Here is a 19,547-nt window from a genome sequence, read left to right on the forward strand (position 1 = left end):
GTTTTCAAAAACGTGCTGAACTTAGGATTGAAGACTCCTTTTCCCAGGCTTAAATATCAGGATGCGATGGAAAGATTTGGCTCGGATAAGCCGGACATCAGGTTCGGGATAGAGATTGTTGACTTATCAGATCTGGTCAAAGGCTCAGGTTTCAAGGTTTTTTCGGAAACACTTAGTTCAGGCGGGAAAATCAAAGGAATAAATTTCAAGGAAGGCGCATTCTTAAGCAGGAAGCAGATAGACGAGTTAGAGGAAAGTGCGAAAAAATCAGGAGCCAAAGGGCTGGTCTGGATTGCGAAGCTAAAAGAAGGTCTGCGCTCGCCGATTATCAAATATATCAGTCAGGAAGAGATTGATTCTATTGCCGGGAGATTAGATTTAAAAGAAGGGGATATAATATTCATAGTGGCTGATAAACAGGATACAGTTTTATCGGTTTTGGGTAAATTAAGGGTGGAGATTGCACGTAAATATAATATAATCGACAAGAGCAGATGGGGGTTTCTGTGGATAACGGAATTCCCTCTTTTTGAATATAATCTTGAGGAGAAAAAGATTCAGGCGATGCACAACATAGTTACCCAGCCTTTTGAAGAGGATATGTCCAAACTGGACGAAGGTTTTAAATCGAAACTGCCGATTGATAACCCAGAACACCCCTGGAGGAATATTAAAGCGCGGCAATATGATTTGGTTTTGAATGGGACAGAGATAGCTTCAGGTGGCATACGGAATCATAAAAGGGATGTTCAGATGAAGATTTTGAATATCCTGGGCTGGGACGAGAAGAGAGCAGAAAATGCTTTCGGGTTTTTACTGAATGCATTGGAATGTGGCGCGCCGCCACACGGCGGGATTGCTCCGGGATTGGATAGAATCGTGGCTTTAATCTGTGGCTCTGATTCGATAAGAGACGTTATCGCTTTTCCCAAAACCACTGCGGCTCAGTCGTTAATGGATGGTGCACCGTCTGAAGTTGAGGAAGAACAGCTGAAAGAATTGGGAATTAAAATTGTAAAAGAAAAATAAAAGAGGTTCAAAGGTTTAATAGTTCAAGGGTTTAAGGGAGAAAAGTGGTGGAACAGGCATCATGCCTGTTCGTCTAAGCTCAGCGAGGATGTTATCATCCTCGCAAACATCTGCTTGTGGATGATAACATCCACAAGCAGCGAAGTGGACGTGTAAAGAGACCTCACCCTGACCCTCTCATACAAGGAGAGGGGAATTTGTAGCGCGAGGCTTTCAGCCTCGCAATGCGACCCTGAAAGGGTCGCGCTACGGTAATCGGTAGTCCCGCCTTGCCCTCAAGGCGGGAGACAGAACCACGTTGAGGGCAACATGGGTCTACCAGTTCGCTACGACAGATAGAAGGAGGTAATTAAGAAAAAACTTGAAGAAAAAATGGGTTAAGAAAATTGATCTGGGGGATGTGGACCAGAGAATTTTGTTCGGGCAGGGGGGTTCATTTTTGCGGATGATCGAAAGCCAGTTCGATGCCAAGATCATCGCCCGGGGGGGTAATGTCATCATCCAGGGCGATGAAAAAGAGATAAACCAATTAGAGGCTTTATTCAATGCTCTGTTAACTCATCTTAGAAAGAATAATGAGCTTTCAGAAAAATACCTGCTATATGCCATCTCCCTGGTTAAAGAAGAGGAAGAAGGCTCTCCAGACAATCTTCAGGTATCCTCACTGGTGACTTCGATTTTTACTAAGGAGGTCATCCAGCCAAGGACAGTTGGGCAGAAGGAATATGTTCAGGCTATGGAGGAATACGATATGGTTTTCTCCATTGGTCCTGCAGGGACTGGTAAGACTTATTTAGCAGTGGCTAAAGCAGTCGGTGCTTTGAAAAACAAGGAGGTCAGCCGTCTGGTGTTAGTACGTCCGGCAGTGGAAGCAGGTGAAAGCTTAGGATTTCTGCCAGGAGACATCAGAGCAAAGGTTGATCCATACTTGCGCCCGGTTTATGATGCTCTGCACGACATGCTCTCAGCTGACAAGATCAGGAGATTGATGGAGCTGGGGATAATCGAGATCGTTCCTTTAGCTTTTATGCGCGGCAGAACCCTTAATCATGCTTACGTCATTTTAGACGAAGCTCAGAATACGACGGTAGCTCAGATGAAGATGTTTTTGACGCGCCTGGGCGTTGATTCCAAAACAGTTATAACCGGAGATATAACCCAGATTGACCTGGCTGATAAAAGGTCTTCTGGCCTGGTGCAGATTCAAAAGATTTTAGCCGGTATCCAGGGGATTGAGTTTGTCTACCTCACTGAAAAAGATGTGGTCAGACATAGACTGGTACAGGACATCATCAAAGCGTATGAAAGGTTTGAATCAGAACAATAAGAAAGTTCAAGAGTTCAAGGGATAAGAGACGTGACCGTTATTCGTGGTTCGTGAGCGTAAGAAAAAGCCTAAAGGCTCAAAGGTTCAAAAAAATGGCGGAACAGGCATCTTGCCTGTTCATTAAGGCCAGGCAGGATGCCTGACCCACTAAGATAAAAAAAGTTTAAAGGTTCAAAAGTTCAATGGTAAAAAGATATGTCGGTAATCCCGCCTTGCTCCATTATATTGCGGGATGGGGAGATTAACCCAGGTTGAGGGCAAAGTGGGTTTGCCTTGTCATTGCGAGTCCCCTGCGGGGCGAAGCAATCCGTTTACTTTGGAGGGATTGCTTCGTCGTCCCGCATAAATGCGAGACTCCTCGCAATGACAGACTTGTGATGCGAAACCTGAATGAAGTCAGTCAGAACAAAGAATGATATGAGCAATTTTCTCAAATTCAAAAAAAAGCTAAAAGGGATTTTGTTTTTAAATGGGGAAGGAAGGAAGAATAATAAAGTCTTAAGCTTTCTCCCAAAGATTATCCTTGGATTAGCCACTGTTCTTTTCGTAACCTTTCTTTTTCCTTTCCATCGTCTACCAGAAAGCCAGGTAGTTGCTATAGCTCCCTGGCAGGCCATCCTCCCATTTTTCATAAGGTTTGTCCTTATATTGCTGGTTTTCCTTTTCTTCTTGATCTTCATTTACCTGCTTAAAAAAGAAGTCCTGGAGAGTTTTTCCCAGTTGCTGATCATTGCTATACTGATTGTCGCAGAGATGGCATTGGGCTACTTTCTGGTATTTCAGATAGGTTTTTCATACTACCTTATACCGATTACTTTAGGCTCGATGCTTCTGACCCTCCTTCTGGGTTACGAGGTAGGGTTGATCTACAGTTTTCTGATAGGGTTCCTTTTAGAGATCGTTTTCAATTTTAGCTTCAATTTAGATTTCATTTCCATCGTGGCCGGGTCAGTTGCCACTTTCAGCGTGAGAGGGGTAAAAGAGAGGTATAAATTTTACCGGCCGATGCTCTATAATTCTTTAAGCTATTTAGTGATGATCTATCTTTTCGAGGTTCTAAAGGGGAGCCAGGCCCAGGCTATCTTAGAACAATGCGGGTATGGGATCCTGAACGGTTTTTTCTCCACTTTTCTGGCCATGGGGCTTCTGCCGATCTTTGAATACCTGTTTGACATCACCACTGATGTTACCCTGCTTGAGCTTTCAGACCTGAACCGGCCGGTTTTAAAAAGATTAGCCTTAGAAGCTCCGGGGACCTATCATCACAGCATAGTAGTTGGGAATTTAGCTGAGGCAGCAGCCAAGGCTTTAAACGCAAATCCGCTTCTTGCCCGGGTAGGGGCTTATTATCACGATATAGGCAAGATAGAAAAACCGGAATATTTTGTGGAGAATCAAATGGGCGCAAAAAGCAAACATGAGAAGCTTTCTCCATCGATGAGCGCTCTGATCTTGGAATCGCATGTCAAGGAAGGGGCTGAGCTGGCACAGAAAGAGCATCTTCCTAAAAAATTAACTGATCTGATAAAGGAGCACCACGGCACTACCCTGATGGCCTATTTCTACAAAAAAGCTTTAGACCAGGGAGGTTCTGAAGAACAGGAGGCTGAATATAGGTATCCTGGTCCCAAACCACGTTCCAAAGAAGCGGCAATACTTATGTTAGCAGATGCAGTTGAGGCCGCCTCCCGCACCTTAGAGGAGCCCAAGCCTGCCCGGATAATGAGTTTGATCAAGAAGATAATTATGGACAAATTCGAGCAGGGTGAATTAGAGGAATGCGAGCTGACCTTGAAAGATTTGCATGTCATCGAGGAAAGTTTTCTCCCGATCCTGATCGGGGTATTCCATCCCAGGATCGATTACCCAGAGATAGTTGAGGAAAGTTAGATGTCACCAGTATTCATAAAGAACATATCCTCCGACTCCAGGGTAAAATTATCTTCACTAAAAAAATTAGCTCAGAAAATCTTAAAAGATTTCGAAGAAAAAGGTGATCTGAATATTATTTTGGTCTCGGATAGTTTTATGAGAAGGCTGAACCAGAGATTTACCAGCAGGAAGGGAACGACTGATGTTCTCTCTTTCAGTTTTAAAGAGGATAAAAATACAAAGACTAAAAGAAGTCTTTTAGGAGAGGTCTATATCTCTGTCAACAGAGCAAGAAAGCAAGCTCACGACTATCAGGCCACCCTCGATCAGGAATTGAAAAGGCTGGTGGCTCACGGGATTCTGCATCTTTTAGGGCATGAGCATAAGACTAAAAAAGACCTGGAGAAAATGAGGAAAAAAGAAGAGGGGTATATCGGTTCGCACAGTATCAAAGAAGGAAGTGACCGTTATTCGTGAGAATGTAAAAGAAAAGCTTAAAGGCTCAATGCTCAAAGGTTCAAAGGAGAGGGGAAATGGTGGAACAGGCATCTTGCCTGTTCGATGGTCGCACAGAAGAGAGGATTGCTTCGTCGTCCCCGGAGGGAACTCCTCGCAATGACAGGCTTGTAATCGGTGACCCCGCCTTGCCCTCAAGGCGGGTAAAAGTGTCCTGATGAATAAAAGAACTTGAGCGTAAAAACAGACCTTACCCCAACCCTCTCCTCTACGAGGAGTGAAGCCTCCGTAGAACCGTAAAGCTTTTATCGTCTAAAAGGAGAAGGGAAATGGTGGAACAGGCATCTCTACGAGCCGTAAAGCTTTTATCGGCTTGCCTGTTCGATAGGCAGTCCAAAGGTCTAGGATGAGTGGCTTGAGCATGGAAAGGAACCTCTCCCTAACCCTCTCTCCTTTTCAAGGAGAGGGGAAAAACATGACTGAAGTCAGTTAAAATTATGGAAACAAAGATGAGTTTCACGCGGAAACTTTTAAATCCTTTGCTTAAGCTTCTTATTAAAGCCTGCAAATACCCTTATAGATTTGGAGTTGTCCAAAAAACACCTGAGGAGAAATTAGAGCAGCAGATGGGGTCACTGGCATTAACTGAAGGTGACAAGATGGAGAACCTGGAGGAAGACGAGAAGAAGATGATCCATTCCATCTTCGAGCTGGGGAGAACTCTTGCCAAGGAGATAATGATTCCCCGAATAGATATGATCTGTGTGGAGGAGGGGGAGTCTTTAGATACCGTAAAAGAGCTGGTAAAAAAATACGGACATTCACGTATACCTATTTTTAGAGAATCCATTGATCAGATAATCGGGATATTGCATGTGAAGGACCTTTTCGTGGAGGAGCGAAAAGATTTAGAAAAGATGGATCTGACAAAGGCGGCTCACAAACCCTTTTTTATACCGGAGGATAAGAAAATCGATGAACTATTACAGGAGATGAGAAAGGAGAAACAACACGTGGCTATCGTGGTGGACGAATATGGAGGAACAGCAGGGCTGGTCACCCTAGAAGATATCCTGGAAGAGATTGTAGGAGAGATCGAGGATGAACATGACAGAGTTGAGCCGGTGGTTCAGAAGATAAGCGAGGGGGAATATAAAGTCGCAGCCCAGGTTACCATCCGCGACCTGAATGAGGCCCTGAAGTCAGATTTGCCAGAGAAGGAATTTGAGACCCTGGGAGGACTAATCTACGATCTGGTGGGTGGTGTCCCGGAGGAGGGGAAGACAATCGAATATAAAGGATTGAGTTTTCAGGTGGAAAAAGTAAAAGGGCAAAGGATTGTAAGGGTGAAGGTCAAACGTAAGAAGGAAGACGTAAGACGAGAAACAAATGACGGATAAAAGATAAAAAAACGATGAAAAGCAAAGTCTCAATCGAAAGATGTCAGGATTATCTTTTAGATAATGTGCGAGGAGCGGTAAGAAAATCTTTCGAGAATTTAGGTGGGTTGAATAAATTCATCAAGCCTGGTGATAAAGTCCTGATTAAACCAAATCTCCTTTCTGCCAAAGACCCATCCAGGGCAATTACCACTCATCCTTCAGTTGTTCAGGCAGTAGCAGAGCAGGTTTTGGCTCTAAAAGCAAAACCTTACATCGGTGACAGCCCGGGTGGTGCGGACAGAGGAGTAAAAAGGGTCTGGGATAATACCCAGATGAGTTTGGCTTCGCAGAATTCAGGAGTGCCTCTGGTCTCGTTTGAAGAAAAAGGGGTAGAGCAAAAAAAATCTGAGACCGGGAAAACATATTATATAGCCCGTCCGGTATTGGAAGCCGATGTTATTATAAGCTTAGCAAAACTTAAGACCCACACTCTCACTTTAATGACTGGCGGAATAAAGAATATGTTCGGGGTAATCCCTGGTTTCAGAAAAGGTCAATACCACAAAGAAGCACCCAAACCTGCAATGTTTGCAGAGGTCATTGTTGATATCTACTCTTTGGTCAAACCCAGGATTACTTTAATGGATGCAGTCGTGGGAATGGAAGGGGATGGTCCCTCTTCCGGCGACCCGAAGTATTTGGGTTTTCTTTTAACCAGTGAAGATGCTGTAGCTTCAGATGCGGTCTCCGCAAAAATTTTAGGTTTTAAAGATGGAGAGATAGATTCAACCAGAATTGCAGCTAAAAGAGGTTTAGGAGTTGCTGATTTTTCTCAGATTGAGCTTGCTGGTGAAAGAATAGAAAATGTAAAGCCCGCTTCTTTCAAGTTGCCCTCTAATAGGCTTCTGAAGCTGGTTCCTAAATTTTTGGTTGACCTGCTGGGTCCTTTGGTCTGGGTGCGGCCCAACATTTACGATGGCACTTGCACCAACTGCAATATCTGCGTGCTCAACTGCACGCTTAAGACAATTTCTGCAGGAAAGCAAAGGCCAACTTTTGATTATTCAAATTGCGTAAACTGTATGTGTTGCCAGGAGCTGTGTCCTCAGAAGGCAATCTATCTGGAGAAAAGCTGGCTGGCGGGGAAAATAGCGAAATAAGTAGACAGTAGACAGCATACAGTAGACAGGGAGAAGGTAGGACAGACATTTTGTCTGTCCAATTTTGTAGTTGCCCAATTTATTGGGTCCATTTGGACTCGATGAATCGAGCGACTACGGGCTCAAATTTATCCTAAATTGATTATGTGCTGATGGGGATAGTCTAAAGCTATGAGCAATAGGAGGTAGTCTCTCAGATGGCGGGTTATCAAGAAATTATGCTTGACATGTTGATATCCGTTCTCACCTAATCTTTTAGCCAGGGCGGGATTATTCAAAAGGTATCTGATCTTGAAAGCGGCGCCCTCAATCGAATGGACTAAAAGTCCAGTGTAGTTATGAATCACCTGCAGACGAATACCACCTACTGCTCATTTTGCATATAATATTTTGCAAGTTTGCGAAGGATACATAGGATATTTTTTTAGTATATTATTCTTTCAATTCTCTCCAAGCCTTACAGTATTTTGAGCCAAAATCTTGTCCAAAACATTTACTTACATTTAATATAACTTGAACCATAGTAGCAACTAAAACAACAGAAGCGATTATAAGGATTACAAGTTCAATGATTGAATATCCTTTCCCTCCCCAAGGAAAAAATATCCAGGACAACAGTATACATGTAATTCCTATTGCACCATATATACCTGTAATTGAAAGCGTATATTTCCGTTCTGGTACTAAATTGCTCTTTCGTAGTTGGGATAGTTTGTTTTCCCAACGGAGTCCATCTACATATGGTTCAATACAAGTTCTAATGTATGTTGCGATTCGCACTGTTGACTCTAATTGAGATGCAATAAACCATAATGCTGGTATTAGCATAACAAAAGAGCAAAGGAATATAACCCAATTTTTTTCTTTGAACCCATATCCAGTAAGAACTGCCATGCCAGTAATCGTAACTGTAAAAATATTGGCGATTACTTGTGAATTGTTCTTGATCTCTTCTCGCAGTGCCTTATATTCAACTATTAGACCTTCTTTTTCTTCCATTTTCTCTAAACTCCTTGAGCAATTTCATTTAAGTTTAAATGTTTCACAAGACATGTATTTTTTAATGCTCAACCATTTACATTACGTGCTTAATAAAATGGAGATATAAAAATTTGTCAACAGAAAAAATGTGAACGGTTTTTTTTAATTAGAGCATTATATGAAATTAAATAATGTTTTTAGTGCTAAAGCCTTAGGATTATACTTTCTTGTAAAATTCTTAAAGGATTTAAGGATTTGATCTGGTTAATTAAATATAACTCATCGGATAAAAAAAACTACAGAATATATACGACAAAAGTAATATCTTGTTAAAATCTACTTTACTTAACCTCTTATACATAATATTTTTCACCCTAAAATCGTATAGAATCAAAATATATAAAAGGCATGGATACCGTGATGGAGTTAGATATAAGACAAATAGAGAAGGGGCTCAAAATCTCGATTTATGAGGGGTCTTTTGCGGCTATTTTCCTTGCTCTGACCACCGGGCCATTTTTAGCCGGATATGCCCTTTTGTTAGGGGCAAACGATTTTCAATTGGGTTTAGTTGTGGCTTTTCCCTTTTTAGCTCAGGCTTTTCAACTGTTAGGTGCTTTGGGAGTCGAGAAGTTCAAACAGAGGAAGAAGTTCAATCTATTCGGCTCGATTTTATTTCGGTCGATTTTCTTGATCTTCGTTTTCTTACCTTTTTTCCCGCAAAGCCAGAAATTCAAAATTGTCATTTTCCTTTTGTTCTTGTCCCTATCCTCAGCCATTGCTAATCTGGTGGCAGTTGCCTGGCTTTCCTGGATGTCGGATTTGGTTCCCGAAGAAAGAAGAGGAAGATATTTCGGATTGCGAAACACTGTGCTGGGGTTCATTACCATGGGTTCAAATTTTGCCGGGGCGAAACTGATCGATTATTTTAGAGCTGATGGTTCCAGGATAGGCGCATACCTGCCTGATTTTATTGATAGGTATCTGAAGGAAAATCCCACCGGTTTTGCGTTTTCCTTTATATTCCTTTTAGCAGTTTTCTCAGCCTGGATTGCGGCCTCCTTTTTGACCCGTCAGCCTGAGCCGAGGATGATTCCTCATCCGGAGGTGAATCTAAGGTCTACCCTCAAAATCCCTCTGTCCGATAAAAATTTTAGGAGTCTGATCTATTTTTTTATCTACTGGTCTTTTGTCACCGGGATTTCAGCCCCTTTCTGGACGCCGCATATGCTCAAAAATCTTCATTTGGATTTTTACCTGATCTCGCTTTTCTCAATTTTGGCAGGGGTGATAAGTTTGTTTGTGCAGCCTCTCTGGGGTAAAGCCATTGACAAATACGGTAACAAGCCGGTTTTAATCTTCAATGTGGGTTTTATTTTCCTCATACCTTTCCTCTGGCTCTTTGCTACTCCCCAAAATATCTTCCCCTTATGGATCGATGCTATCATGGGAGGAATTTTCTGGTCAGGATTTACCCTGGCCTCTTTCAATGTGGTCTTAGCCCTGTCCCCACAGCAGGGGAGGGTCTATTATCTGGCGGCTGTTGCAGCTATTAACGGGTTAGTCTTATTCCTGGCATCAGCCTTAGGAGGGGTTATTGCCCAGCACCTAAGTGACTTCAGATTTGTTTTTAAAGGACAGACCTTGGTGAACTTTCACGTACTTTTCGTAATCTCAGGAGTTGGCAGAATTTTCGGGCTTCTGTTTTTGAAAAAACTTTTTGAGCCGAAAAGCAGACCTACCAGGGAAATGATAGAAGAAATGGGGGATTCATTTTTCAACCGCGTTCCTCTGGGCAGGGAGACCTGGACCTTGGTGAACTGGGCAAGATCGACTTTCAGAGTTAAAAAGAAAAATAATCATAATATGTCCAGAATGGATCCATAGGAGATCCACAAGATAGGAGGTAAATTCAAAATGTCTCAATGGGTGATGATATTTGCGGCTATCCTTTTAAACGTAGGCGGGCACGTTTTCCTGAAAGCCGGGATGAATAAAACCGGGGCGATAAATCCGCTTTTGCTCATCTCAGATTTCAAAAGGGTCTTTTTTACTAGTCCATTTGTTTTGTTGGGAATTTTTTCTTATGTTGCCAGCGTGGCTTTATATATGGTGGTCTTGTCCCGAACCTATCTTTCCTTTGCCTATCCTTTGATGATGAGCACTGGATATGTTTTGATTGTGATTTTTTCCTGGCAGGTTTTCAAGGAGCTTTTTTCTTTATACAAATGGATCGGCATGGGTTTGATTTTAATAGGGGTTTTGCTGATAGGGAAATGATTTTCGTAGCGCGACCCTTTCAGGGTCGCATTGCGAGGCTGAAAGCCTCGCGCTACGACTCACAGATAGTAGACCCATGTTGTGCCCTCAACATGGGTCAATACCCCCACCTTGTGGGCAAGGTGGGGGTACCAGGTAACGCGACCCTTTCAGGGTCGCTAATTCTTTTGTAGCGGAAACCTTCAGGTTTCCATACTACAGTAATATGGAAGGCTGAAGCCTTCCGCTACATAAGCTAAATATTCCGCTCTCGCTGGATGTTATCATCCAGCGACGAAAAAGGCGGATGATAACATCCGCCTGGGAGCAAGAAGATGGAACAGGCATCTTGCCTGTTCGGTCAGGTGAGACACCTGACCCACTTACTTATAGTTTTAATCACACCCTCAAACAAGTTTGAGGGTGCCACCCGGTGGCAAATTTTTTGTAACGGAAACCCTCGGATTCCCATTAAAAAAAAATCCGCACACAAGTCTGAACCATACGTATTGATTCGCCGCCTTGAAGGCAGGATGAGGATACTGCCATAAAACCCGGGTAACTAAGTCACAAGGAATGAGAAATTGAGTCAGTTATTTTGATTGAAATCTTATAAAATTTTAGTTGAATTAGGTCTTTGATAGGTTCTAAAGCATAATTTAATCTTGTATCTTCCTCCTTAGTAATGATTAGACCAGCAACTTTTTGACCTTTATTGGCCAGATTCTTCCTAACCCAACCAATGTATCTTAACGCCTGACCCACGACTTTATCACTCTCCTTACCACGCTTCAATTCTACTACTACAAAATCTCCTGTCTCTTTACTTCTACATAAAAGATCGATCTTGCCAACTTCATTCGTGTTGAACTGCTGACCTTTTAAATCACCATCTTCTTGCAGAATCTCTAAACCATTAAATGCAGGAATTCTATCCCATTCTCTTATTATGATTTCTTCGAACTCTGATTCATCTGGAGAGACCTCTGTCGCTTCATCTATTCTTGTTTCTTCTGGCGGAAAGGGTTTGGCAAGAGCTTCATACCAAACATCATCCATCTGCCATAAAGAGAGTCCATCTTTTTCTGCAAGATCATTTATCTTTTTATTTATTTTCACATATTTTTCAGCAAAACTCTCAGCCTTCAATTTAGGTAGTATATCAAACTTTCTCATACCTTCTTCAGCAATACTATTGTAGACAGCATACTTGTCTCGATGAACAACCAAGAGTATGGGAGTTAATACTGCTCTCCCTAATCCTTTGATTGTTAGTGGTTTATTTTTTGGATTTTTTGGAATTATTTCATCAAGTCTCTCTTCTATTGGCTTTGATTCGTCAACTAACAGTTTCAAGACTTTTCTCAATTTATCCATGTCAGAAGTTATTATGTTCCCTTGTCTATGAATACCAGTCCAATGTTTGTTATTTTTAATTAACAAGAATGATTTAAAATTTTCAGCGGTGAGTCTATCTAAATTATCAGAATGAAACATAAAACCAAATTTCTCGATGACGGCTTTTTCCTCGTTGATTCTTGCTATGTCAGTTTGATAGCGCTGTTTTACTATCTGAATTGCTTCCTGTAATTCCATCTTCTTATCTCTCTTTTTTGAATTAGTATTTGAAATATTTGATCAGTTCTATTTTCAATATAATAGAAAAAAGATAGAAATACAAAATTATCTCGGACTTTTTTGGTTAAAAAAACGGTCTTACAGGAGAGGGCAAACCATATACTGTGTGCTTCTGTTTTCTTCTTAGACGGTTCATTACTCCACCTTGAGGGCAAGTCCGAATTTAGATCCGTAGGAGTGGGGATACAATATGGTGGAACAGGCATCCCTGCCTGTTCAGTCAGGCGAGACGCCTGGCCCACTTACTTATACTTCTAATCACACCCTCAAACGAGTTTGAGGGTGTCACCCGGTAGTAGCGCGACCCTTTTCCTGATAACGGAGACTACGTCTGGCGTAGCCACCGTAGGACAGGGTCGCATTGTCCTACGGGAGCTGCGAATATTCTCCCATATTTGAGTTCTTTTCTGGTCATCTGCTCAAAAAAAGTTCAAACTTTTTAATCTTCTTGCAGGCTAAAAGATAGTGGAAAAATTTTCTATGACGGATTAAAATTTGTTCAATATTTTCCCATAAATTTTCGTTTATAAACTGAAACAAAGGAGGAACCCTATTTTGTAGCTCAGGCTTAATTCTTTATCTGAAAAGGAATTGTAAAGATCAAGGATGATTAAAAAGTGTTTACCGGTTGAAAGGCATAGAAGTTGCCATAAATCTTTGAGGATTTTTGAATTTGCTCTTTTACCGGTTTTCTTTTTGAAAGGGGAGAAGTTGACAGGGATCAAGAGAAAAAGAATCAGGTTAAGCGCTCTTCTACTTATTTTGGGGCAATTCCTTTCTATCAATTCTGGCTATTGTTTTCTGAGTGAAGGGGCCAGAGGCACGAGCGGGGCCAACTTTTTAAAGGTTGGAATAGGTGCCAGAGCTTCAGGGATGGGGGGTGCATTTGTAGGGATTGCGGATGATGCCACCTCTATCTACTGGAACACAGCCGGTCTATCGCAGCTGAGCCAGCAGGAAATCGTTTTTGTACATCAGAACTGGTACCAGGACGTAAATTTTGAATACTTAGGATATTCTCTTCCTGTTGCTCCCAAACATACTCTGGGTTTTTCCATAACTTATTTAAACCTGGGAGATTTTCAGGGGTACGATGCTTCAGATAATCCTACTTCAGATTTTTCAGCTTACGGAACAGTTTTGGGATTAGCTTATTCCTATAAAGTTTCTCCATCGGTGTCCTTAGGGGCTGGTCTAAAAGGGATTCAGGAGAAATTGGAAAATGAAAGGGCTTCAAGTCTTGCCCTGGATTTCGGTTTCATCTACAGGAGAGGGAAGTTCTCTTTAGGTGCGGCGTACACTAATTTAGGTACCTCAATGAAATTCATCCAGGAAAAAGAGCCTCTGCCTGGTAAATTCACCTTAGGATTCGGGTATAAACTTTTGCAAGACCAAGTCAGTTTAGCCTGGGACGTGGATTTTCCGCGGGATGATAAGCCGATCTTAAAACAGGGGATCGAATACGGCTATAAAGAATCGGCATTTCTGCGCTTAGGATATGAGTATAAAACCTCAGCCCAGAACCTCGAAGGGACTGGTCTTTCCTTAGGAGGTGGTTTTAAGTTCTCCAATTGGGAGGTAGATTATAATTATTCGCCAAACCAGGTCTTGGGAGGTTCTCACCGGATCTCCTTGAGCTACCGGTTCGGCACTAAAAGGAGCTTATAAAGCAACTTCTCTCTATTCTCCCAGCAGCAAGATGGGTTTCCCCTACGGGAAGCCCATCTTTTTTTATTTCGAGACCTGTAGTTGCTCGATTTATCGAGCCAAGCTCCGCTCTCGCTGGATGTTATCATCCAGCGACTAAACAGGCGGATGATAACATCCGCCTGGGAGCAAGTTCGAGCAGATTCCTTTAGCACCCTCAAACCAGTTTGAGGGTGCCACCCGCCGCTGTCAAAAAAGCTCTTTTAATCAGGGCAAGCAGACATTTTACTATTTCTTAATTTTTTTAATATAATATATTATCACCTGAGCCGAAATACTTAATATCGTCGGGAAAAATAATTATTGGGATTCTGTAAGGAAAATCTGAATGGAACAAAAGAATCAGGTTTTTGCTTTTAGACTGGACTGGACCACTTACCTTTTGATTCTCCTTTTTATTGGACTCTATCTTCAGGTGATTATTGGTCTGGTCGGTGACTGGTGGGTAGATTCTAACTATTCGCATGGTTTTTTGGTTCCTCTGGTTAGTGCCTATCTGGTCTGGAAGAAGAAAGATAAGTTAAAATCTCTGGAGAGAAAAAAGTCTTACTTTGGATTTTTGATTCTTCTACTGGGACTGGGGATTTACATCGTCGGTACTGCTGGGGCTGAGTATTTTTCTGCCAGGTTCTCCTTGGTAATCGTCCTTTTTGGCTTGGTATACTATCTCAACGGGAAAGAATGGGCAAAGGAGCTTTTATTTCCAATCGCCTTCCTTACCTTTATGGTTCCGATTCCAAATGTCATCTATTATGCGATAGCTTTCCCGATGCAATTGCTTTCCAGCAAATTGACCCAGTATGTTCTTCATTTTATCGGGTTTCCTTCGATCAGGCAGGGGAATATCATTCTCCTCCCTAATTATTCGATGGAGGTGGCTGAGGCTTGCTCAGGACTGCGTTCCCTGGTTTCCCTTTTGGCCCTGGGAGCTTTTTTTGTCTATATAACCTTTCCCAAAGATACAAATTCTGATAAATCAAATTTGAAAAGGTTAATTTTATTCTTTTCAGTCTTTCCGATTGCCATCGGCGCGAACATCTTTCGCATCCTTATTACTGCCATAGGGGCTTATGTGATAAGCCCGAAATTAGCTGAGGATTTTCTACACAAGCTTTCCGGCTTGATAGTTTTTCTGATCTCGGTTTTTTCTCTTTTCATCGTCAGCCAGATTATAAAATTTTTTAGCAGAAAAAAATAAGAACTACCCCAGAGTAAATTTACCTGCTGATTTATTCAGTTTTAGATCCAGGAATAAGCTCCAGAATAAAAAATCCTGCGAATGTAAGCTGTTACCTAAAATATGCAAGGGTTTGCATAGAAAAAATTAATATCTCCAAAAATATAGGATAAAACAAATCCTATTTAATTTAAGAGTAAAGTAAGAGAAAAAGTTCACATTTGTAAGCCGCTATTAGATTTAAGCTTACATCTTCACGGGAACTTTTAAAAAACTTCTAAATTTTTATCTGATTCCGAACTGTAGTTGGCAATTTATTTGCTTAATATACTACCAAATATATATTCTCGGATTAAACAAAAGTCTGGCGAGGGAAAAAAGTTATGTCTAAGAGTATATCTGCTTTATCTCAAAAAAAATCAGAAAGAAAATTTATTAATCGATTCTCGATCGGTGAAGTTGCACTAAAAGTTACTGATCGATCAGAAATCGAGTTAGCTTCTTCAGGTTTTGAATCATCCTCCAATATCTCCTCCTTAAGCAAAGGCTTAAGACAGAAAGTCTTGGTCTGGGTAAGAGATCAAGTCTTATCCACTTTTTATCTGATGTTTTCTGTCTTAACTTTCGTTCTGATTCCTGAAGGAAAAACAGAAAAAGGGTTAGGAGCTTATTATCTGGATAAAGCCGAAAAATTCCTTAAAAGGGTGATTGATATTTCGGGTTCAGCCATAGGCCTTTTGTTAGGACTACCCCTGTTTTTCGTAGTGGGCATTTTGATTAAGTTAGATTCACCCGGTCCTGTCTTTTTCCGTCAGGAAAGAGTAGGAATGAACAGAAGAAGAAGGGAGAGAAGAACCTTAGAGATAAAAAGGAACAAGCAGGAAAGGAGAACTGATCGAAGAAAAAAGAACTTATACGGAGAGACTTTCTATCTGTACAAGTTCCGGACCATGGTGGTGGATGCGGAAAAGGGGTGTGGTCCCATCTGGGCTAAAAGCGATGACCCCCGGATAACCAATATCGGAAAGGTCCTGAGAAAAACCAGAATAGATGAGCTTCCCCAATTGATTAACGTGTTGAAAGGCGAGATGAGTTTAGTAGGACCCAGGCCGGAAAGATATCACTTTGTCAGAGATTTCATCTGCCGGATCGATGGATATCCTAATCGACTCGGGGTCAAGCCGGGCATAACTGGCCAGGCCCAGGTTGAAAATGGATACGACTCCTGCATGGAGGATGTCAAATTAAAAGTAAACCATGATCTGAATTATATTCAGCAATGGTCTCTGCTTAAAGATTTTAAGATCCTGCTCAAGACTATCTTAGTAGTAGCAACTGGAAAAGGCGCCTGCTAAATTTGTACCCCGGAGATTTTTGAGTCCCCCGTAGGGGGACTTTTTTTTATTTTCCCGGATCAAAAAATACTTGCTTTATTCCTTAAGAAACTATATTTTCAAATAATCTTATTTAAGATGTCAAAGAGATACTTCTATCCGAGGAGCAAATATGACTAACCTAAAAAAAGATAAAAGAATAGTCTGGTCCTCAGGACCTTTAATCGGACTGATTATAGTTCTGGTTTTCCTCTTTTCTCAAGCAGCTTTTGCTCAGGAAGAGGAGAAGAAATCCGAAGCCGGGCTGGTCATCACCTCAGTCCCTTCCGGAGCAACTGTTTTCTTAGAAGGGGAATATAGTCTGAATGCTACCACCCCGGCAACCCTCCCTTTGAATTTAAAAGGGAGATATAAGATCAGGGCTCTCAAAGAAGGGTATGAAGGATGGTCAACCAGCATCTGGTTAGATGGCACCACGCCCAAGCTTATTTCTATCAATCTTGCTCCCAAGACCAGGTTAAAGGGAGCCTTGAGGTCAGCCATCGTTCCCGGATGGGGACAATATTACTACGGGGAAAAGAAAAAATCGTTCCTTTTCAGCTTTGCCACCTTAGGAGCTGCAACTGCCTTTGTGGTAGCAGATAATGACTTCTCCAATAAAAACGATGCTTACGTCTTTGCTAAGAACGATTATGCTGCGGCTACGAATGTAGAGGACAAATACAGGCTCAAGCAGATCCTGGATGAAAAACAGCGCCAGGCTTATGATGCTGAAAACGTCAGAAGGATTACTCTGATCTTAGTCGGAGCGGCCTGGGGATTCAACCTTCTGGACGCCATAGTATTTTACCCTTCTTTAAAAGAAAGCTTGAACATAAGCAGCTCGATTTCATTTGAGCCGGAAAATAGAGGGATAAAGTTAAGCCTGGTCAAGAATTTTTAAAAGGAGAAAAAAATGAGGGGAAAGATATCAGTTATTATTCTGTTTTCCTTTTTAATCTTTAGCGGATGCGAAAGGAAGATAAAAAGCCCGACCAGCCCGGATGAGAACTTCTTTGTACCGCCTACCCCCAAAGAAGTCGTTTTGAAAGTAGGGGACCAGAGTATCGATATTTCCTGGAAAGTGGACGACACCTCAGGAATCGGAGGCTATAGAATCTACCGTGCAGATTCAAGCGGGATTACCCCAACCCAGTATGATTCTTCCACGACCAAGAAATATACTGACAGGTCAATTAAAAACGGCCAGGAATATTACTACCAGATATCTTCTCTGGATAAAAAGGGGTTTGAAGGTTACAAATCCAGGATAGTTTCTGCCAGGTCCAATCTATACGGGATAATCATCAATGATAACCGAAGGGTGACCAATTCACTTAGCGTGACTTTAAAGATGGTCGCTCCTTTGACCAGTACCTATATGCTCATCGGAAACGACTCGCTTTTCTCCAATTCGAGCTGGGAGAGCTTTGTTTCAGGCCGGACCTGGATTCTGAAACCAGGGGATGGCAGTAAAACAGTTTATGTTAAATTCAAGGACCAGGACGGGAACGAGTCTTTCAGTTTTTACCAGGACGAAATAAATCTGGATACCCAGGCACGTATATCCAATTTGACTGAGGATACCCAGGGACAGCCTAAAAGCCCGGGTGAGACCATTCATTTCAGGATGGAAGCTGGAGAAACCAACGGGGAAGCCAGCGTAGATTTAGGGACTATTACGGGAATAAAGCTTTTTGACAATGGAACCAATGGAGATCAGACGGCTGAAGATGGCGTGTATGAACTGGATTATCTAATCCCCTTGAATACGGAGATGGAGTATGCTCTGGTCACAGGACATTTTAAAGATGAAGCTGGTAACCAGGCACCTTCATTTACTGCTCCGGGAAAAGTCACCATTCAGTCCCCGCCTGAAGCAGTGGTTCTTTTTCCTCCATCTGCTGCCACACAGTCAGCTTTAACTCTTTACTGGACTCAGAGCCAGGATAACGATTTTTATTCTTACCGGATATATCGGGGGAAGACCAGCTCGGTCAATAACGATTCTCTTTTAGTGAACACAATCCTTACCCGCTCCACCACCAGTTATACCGATACCGGGCTTTCTTCAAACACTACTTACTATTACAGAGTCTATGTTTATGACCGTTCCGGACTTTTCAGCGCAAGCAACGTGGAAAGCGGAACCACTTTGCAGAATAAACCTCCAGCTGCAGTGACAGTCTCTCTATCCAGCGTCGACAGCACCAGTCTGAGAGTTTCCTGGTCACAAAATCGCGATTTCGATTTCAATTTTTACCAGGTTTTCAGGGTTGATACAGCCGGAGGAAACACAGATACTATCAGCGTGGCAATCGTCAGCCAGCAAGGGACCACCAGCTATACTGATTCTCATCTTAATGTCGGCGCAAGATACTGTTATTATGTCATAGTGTATGATCTTTTGGGACTGGTATCAGACCCTTCAAATCTGGTCTGCTGGCCCTATTGATTTTCATCCTAAAGGTTTGAACCCGGAAAGGTTATGACCCTTTTAGAAAAAGTCAATCTTTTTTTCTCCATCTACTTAGCAGGACTTAAGTCTTTAAAAAAGCCTCTGCTCTGGATACCTTTTCTTTTATACGCTTTAATCCAGCTCCTTTTTCTTTTAGCCCTGGTCTATTTTTATGTTCCCTTACTATCAGTCATTTTTATCCCTTTGATCAAAGGATTCATCGGCGATTTTGCCCTGCATTATCCGGCTTATTTTCTTTTTCTCCCCAAGATCTTTTCCAGGGGTAACCTTTTCCTGGGAGGGATTGTGGGGATTATCTTCATCGGCTGGGAAACCTATCTTTTTTTCTCTTATTTTCTACCGGATAGAAAGGCAAAATTAGGCGAGGGGTTAAAGGTCGCTTTTTCCAAGTATTTTTTATTGTTAGGGGTCTGGCTCGTAGAGACTTTAGTCCTTTTGGGCTGGTTCTATCTCATTCCCAGGTTGGGAAAAGGGCTTTTGACTGGAGGTTTTAAAAGAGAGTTAGCCTTTGAGATCTTAAGCCTGGGCCTGGGGATAATTTTCTACGGCTTTTTTGCCTATGCCTTTGCGGCGATCGTCATAAGTGGTAAGAATGTCCTGTCTGGATTGGGCTCGAGCGTGTCAATCTATAAAAGGAATTTCTTCTCCACCTATTTTTTTGTGCTGATTCCGAATCTTTTGACCTTCCCCTTTACCCTTTTAAATCA

The 19,547-nt window shown here is 42.0% G+C and carries 17 protein-coding genes; 14 read left to right on the top strand and 3 right to left on the bottom strand.

The window, feature by feature from the left end; all coding sequences use genetic code 11:
- From MUP17_07220 to MUP17_07245, 6 genes are all read left to right on the top strand, one after another.
- Window positions 1–1,029: hypothetical protein (locus MUP17_07220; protein MCJ7458765.1), on the top strand; the 1,029-nt coding region annotated here is incomplete at its 5' end.
- Between the two features lie 361 nt (window positions 1,030–1,390).
- Window positions 1,391–2,356: a PhoH family protein gene (locus tag MUP17_07225; protein ID MCJ7458766.1), complete on the top strand. Its 966-nt coding sequence runs from the start codon at window positions 1,391–1,393 to the stop codon at window positions 2,354–2,356.
- Window positions 2,357–2,773: 417 nt separating this feature from the next.
- Window positions 2,774–4,246, top strand: coding sequence for an HDIG domain-containing protein (locus MUP17_07230; GenBank protein ID MCJ7458767.1), 1,473 nt, complete (start codon window positions 2,774–2,776; stop codon window positions 4,244–4,246).
- Window positions 4,247–4,705, top strand: a complete 459-nt coding sequence (gene ybeY / locus MUP17_07235) for an rRNA maturation RNase YbeY (protein MCJ7458768.1) — start codon at window positions 4,247–4,249, stop codon at window positions 4,703–4,705.
- Window positions 4,706–5,181: 476 nt separating this feature from the next.
- Window positions 5,182–6,084: a hemolysin family protein gene (locus tag MUP17_07240; GenBank protein ID MCJ7458769.1), complete on the top strand. Its 903-nt coding sequence runs from the start codon at window positions 5,182–5,184 to the stop codon at window positions 6,082–6,084.
- Between the two features lie 14 nt (window positions 6,085–6,098).
- Complete coding sequence (locus MUP17_07245; GenBank protein ID MCJ7458770.1) at window positions 6,099–7,226, top strand: DUF362 domain-containing protein; 1,128 nt, start codon at window positions 6,099–6,101, stop codon at window positions 7,224–7,226.
- A gap of 128 nt (window positions 7,227–7,354) precedes the next feature.
- On the opposite strand, the gene MUP17_07250 is transcribed toward MUP17_07245, so the two are convergent.
- Window positions 7,355–7,573: a glycosyltransferase gene (locus MUP17_07250; GenBank protein MCJ7458771.1), complete on the bottom strand. Its 219-nt coding sequence runs from the start codon at window positions 7,571–7,573 to the stop codon at window positions 7,355–7,357.
- Window positions 7,574–7,658: 85 nt separating this feature from the next.
- Window positions 7,659–8,225 carry a hypothetical protein gene (locus MUP17_07255; protein MCJ7458772.1) on the bottom strand — a complete coding sequence of 189 codons (567 nt, stop codon included), beginning with the start codon at window positions 8,223–8,225 and terminating at the stop codon, window positions 7,659–7,661.
- A 402-nt stretch (window positions 8,226–8,627) separates the two neighbouring features.
- Between MUP17_07255 and MUP17_07260 the strand changes: the two genes are divergently transcribed.
- Together MUP17_07260 and MUP17_07265 are read left to right on the top strand one after the other, a co-directional pair.
- A complete protein-coding gene (locus MUP17_07260) occupies window positions 8,628–10,094 on the top strand; it encodes an MFS transporter (protein MCJ7458773.1) in 1,467 nt (488 codons plus the stop codon).
- Between the two features lie 30 nt (window positions 10,095–10,124).
- Entirely contained in the window at window positions 10,125–10,487 is a 363-nt protein-coding gene (locus MUP17_07265) for an SMR family transporter (GenBank protein ID MCJ7458774.1), read from the top strand.
- 546 nt (window positions 10,488–11,033) lie between these two features.
- Here the strand turns inward: MUP17_07265 and MUP17_07270 are convergent.
- Window positions 11,034–12,062, bottom strand: coding sequence for an endonuclease NucS (locus MUP17_07270; protein ID MCJ7458775.1), 1,029 nt, complete (start codon window positions 12,060–12,062; stop codon window positions 11,034–11,036).
- Window positions 12,063–12,710: 648 nt separating this feature from the next.
- Between MUP17_07270 and MUP17_07275 the strand changes: the two genes are divergently transcribed.
- From MUP17_07275 to MUP17_07300, 6 genes are all read left to right on the top strand, one after another.
- Window positions 12,711–13,772, top strand: a complete 1,062-nt coding sequence (locus MUP17_07275; GenBank protein MCJ7458776.1) for a PorV/PorQ family protein — start codon at window positions 12,711–12,713, stop codon at window positions 13,770–13,772.
- 367 nt (window positions 13,773–14,139) lie between these two features.
- A complete protein-coding gene (locus tag MUP17_07280; protein MCJ7458777.1) occupies window positions 14,140–15,009 on the top strand; it encodes an exosortase/archaeosortase family protein in 870 nt (289 codons plus the stop codon).
- Window positions 15,010–15,371: 362 nt separating this feature from the next.
- Window positions 15,372–16,343, top strand: a complete 972-nt coding sequence (locus MUP17_07285; protein ID MCJ7458778.1) for a sugar transferase — start codon at window positions 15,372–15,374, stop codon at window positions 16,341–16,343.
- A 151-nt stretch (window positions 16,344–16,494) separates the two neighbouring features.
- Entirely contained in the window at window positions 16,495–17,265 is a 771-nt protein-coding gene (locus MUP17_07290; GenBank protein MCJ7458779.1) for a DUF5683 domain-containing protein, read from the top strand.
- A 12-nt stretch (window positions 17,266–17,277) separates the two neighbouring features.
- A complete protein-coding gene (locus tag MUP17_07295; GenBank protein MCJ7458780.1) occupies window positions 17,278–18,816 on the top strand; it encodes a hypothetical protein in 1,539 nt (512 codons plus the stop codon).
- Between the two features lie 33 nt (window positions 18,817–18,849).
- The coding region (locus MUP17_07300) for a hypothetical protein (protein MCJ7458781.1) at window positions 18,850–19,547 on the top strand (698 nt) is incomplete at its 3' end.

The sequence above is a fragment of the Candidatus Zixiibacteriota bacterium genome, from assembly GCA_022865345.1.
Taxonomy (GTDB): domain Bacteria; phylum Zixibacteria; class MSB-5A5; order MSB-5A5; family RBG-16-43-9; genus RBG-16-43-9.